This is a genomic window from Cupriavidus sp. UYPR2.512, from assembly GCF_000379565.1.
In the GTDB taxonomy this organism is placed as follows: Bacteria; Pseudomonadota; Gammaproteobacteria; order Burkholderiales; family Burkholderiaceae; genus Cupriavidus.
In genome coordinates, this window is the sequence record NZ_KB903017.1 from 1 (window position 1) to 2,384 (window position 2,384).

At 61.7% G+C, this 2,384-nt stretch carries 3 protein-coding genes, 1 other RNA gene and 2 pseudogenes; all 6 read left to right on the forward strand.

What is annotated here, in order from left to right; genetic code table 11:
- Window positions 1–326 (forward strand): annotated as a pseudogene (locus tag A3A5_RS0117790) (KfrA protein); the annotation flags it as partial.
- A complete protein-coding gene (locus tag A3A5_RS0117795) occupies window positions 310–573 on the forward strand; it encodes an H-NS family nucleoid-associated regulatory protein (RefSeq protein WP_018311894.1) in 264 nt (87 codons plus the stop codon). The pseudogene A3A5_RS0117790 and the gene A3A5_RS0117795, both read left to right, overlap by 17 nt.
- A 168-nt stretch (window positions 574–741) precedes the next feature.
- Complete coding sequence (locus A3A5_RS38855) at window positions 742–1,566, forward strand: YhcG family protein (protein ID WP_369797789.1); 825 nt, start codon at window positions 742–744, stop codon at window positions 1,564–1,566.
- Window positions 1,517–1,759: a PDDEXK nuclease domain-containing protein gene (locus A3A5_RS45730; protein ID WP_369797790.1), complete on the forward strand. Its 243-nt coding sequence runs from the start codon at window positions 1,517–1,519 to the stop codon at window positions 1,757–1,759. The genes A3A5_RS38855 and A3A5_RS45730 overlap by 50 nt, the downstream gene beginning before the upstream one ends.
- 8 nt (window positions 1,760–1,767) lie before the next feature.
- Window positions 1,768–1,976: pseudogene (locus tag A3A5_RS44890) on the forward strand (H-NS histone family protein).
- A 4-nt stretch (window positions 1,977–1,980) separates the two neighbouring features.
- Window positions 1,981–2,322, forward strand: a transfer-messenger RNA (tmRNA) gene (gene ssrA / locus A3A5_RS40575).
- The last annotated feature ends 62 nt before the right edge of the window (window positions 2,323–2,384 follow it).

Here is a 2,384-nt window from a genome sequence, read left to right on the forward strand (position 1 = left end):
CCGCCGAGGCGGCGCAGCGCCAGGCCGCCGTCGACCGGGACGCGGGGCAGGCGGAACTGGCGGTGGCACAGCGCCGGGCCGAGCGCGCCGAGGCGGAAGCGATGCTGGCGCGCCAGCTGCTGGCAGAATTGCGCCTGCCGCGCGAGCGGGAGGGCGCCGGTGGGGGGCGTCGGCGCAAGCCCGCCAGCCTGGCGCCGGCGGCGCAGGATGACCAGGGCAAAGACCAGGACAAAGTGCAGGACCACGAGCAGGAGGCACCGGCGCTGCCCGGCGGCCACCAGGAAAACAGCAAAGCTAGCAACGGCAACGATGACCACGAAAACTGAGCGGGCGGCGGCGATCCGCTGGATTCAGGACCAGATGGCTGACTACGACCTGACCATGGAGGAACTGGACGCAGCGGGATGCTTTGATCCGCCGCCCCCACTGCCGCCACCCCCACCAGCGCCGCCGCCGGTGGTCTGCTACCGCAACGCCGCGGGCCAGAGTTGGGATGGGACCGGCGAGATGCCGGACTGGCTGCGGCGGGCGGTCAATGCGGGGCAGAGCGTGGAGTTTTACCGGGTCGGATAGCGTCGCTGCGCCAGTTTGTGCGCGTGTCACCGCCAGATTTTGGACGGAGTGCACACGGTTCCCTGTCATGCTGAGCGCGCGATCGGTCGCCCCCGTCAAGCGGATTGGGGGATGTGAAATAATATGCTTATGGCTACTCGATCTTCCCGGCCCCGTGTAGCGGCCGATTTGCTGCCCGACGACTATGTGGCTTGGCTCGGCCAATTGAAGGACGAGGTCCGGCAAGCCCGGCTGCGCTCCTCGCTGGCGGTCAACCGGGAACTGCTCTTGCTGTACTGGCGCATCGGCAGTTCGATTCTGCAGCGGCAAAATGCGGCAGGCTGGGGCAAAAAGGTGGTCGATCGACTATCAATAGACCTCCGGCAGTCCTTCCCGGACATGGCCGGTTTCTCGCCGCGCAATCTGATGTACATGCGAGCCTTTGCTGAGGCTTGGCCCGACGAGGCAATTGTGCAACAAGCTGTTGCACAATTGCCCTGGGGTCACAACCTCAAGCTCCTTGAGATGCTGAGCGATGCCGAGACGCGCGCGTGGTATGCCCGCGCGGCTGTCGAGCATGGCTGGAGCCGCAATGTACTCGTTCACCAGATCGAGACACGGCTGCATGAGAGGCAGGGCGTGGCCTTGTCGAACTTCCACGCCACCTTGCCGGCGCAGCAATCCGAACTGGCGCAGCAGTTGCTGAAGGATCCCTACCAGTTCGACTTCTTGACTCTGGGTCCGACCGCACACGAGCGCGAGTTGGAGCGTACCCTGCTGGCTCATCTGAAGGATTTTTTGGTGGAGCTCGGCGTCGGCTTCGCTTTTGTCGGAAGTCAGTATCATCTGAGCCTTGGCGGCCAGGACTACTACCTCGATCTGCTCTTCTATCACCTGAAACTTCGCTGTTTCGTCGTGGTCGAGCATCAAGATGGACGAGTTCAAGCCGGAGTATGCTGGCAAGATGAACTTCTACCTGTCTGTCGCGGACGAGCAGCTCCGTCAAGCTGCTGATGGCCCCACCATTGGCCTCATCCTATGTAAGAGCAAAAACGGGTTGGTTGTCGAGTATGCGCTTCGGGAGTCTACGAAGCCAATAGGCGTTGCGGAGTATGTTGTTCGCGTGACAGAGACGCTTCCAGACAGCCTTCGCGGCATCTTGCCTACGGCCCAGCAATTGGAGTCATCGCTTGACGATGAGGCGTAGAGACCTCTCTGTTCCAGCCGCAGAGGGCCGACAACGGGCTGAGGTTCGAAACACTGTGGGCGGCGGGGTGTTTCAATCGGCCGCCGCCGCCTCCACCGGTGTCTGCTACCGCGGGGAAGGCCTGACCGGGGACGGGCATGGCGAGATGCCGTCTTGGCTGAAGCGGGCAGTCAATGCGGGGCAGTCGGTGGAATTTTACCGGGTTGGGTCCTTGTAGAGCCGCACGCAAACTGCCTTGACGCTGCAGGCAGGAGGCGTAGAATCCGCAGAGTTGGGGGCCGCAAGGTTCTCGATAATGGTTGTGAACCTTCTTCTTGAAGGCCTTCTGGACGGCGGTTCGATTCCGCCCAGGTCCACCAGAAGCACGCTGCACGGGTAGTGCGCTTCTGATGGGCCTGACCTGGTTTCGACAGGGGGAGATAGGGTCGTGAGGCAACCCGTCAGAGAAGACGTTAAAACTAAATCGAAGTAAATGCTAACGACGAAAAGTTCGCATTGGCCGCCTAATAGCCGCCTTGGGTTGTAACTGACTAAAGTGGACCCACGATTTGAGACAGTGATCAGGCGGTAGATTAAGCTGTCGTCCTTGAAGGGGTGATGGCGAATGAGTGAAGGCAAGAAGCGC

Bases quoted from the DNA above. Each gene is read 5' to 3' on its own strand.
- A3A5_RS0117795 (WP_018311894.1), top strand. From the start codon at position 310: ATGACCACGAAAACTGAGCGGGCGGCGGCGATCCGCTGGATTCAGGAC.
- A3A5_RS45730 (WP_369797790.1), top strand. From the start codon at position 1,517: ATGAACTTCTACCTGTCTGTCGCGGACGAGCAGCTCCGTCAAGCTGCT.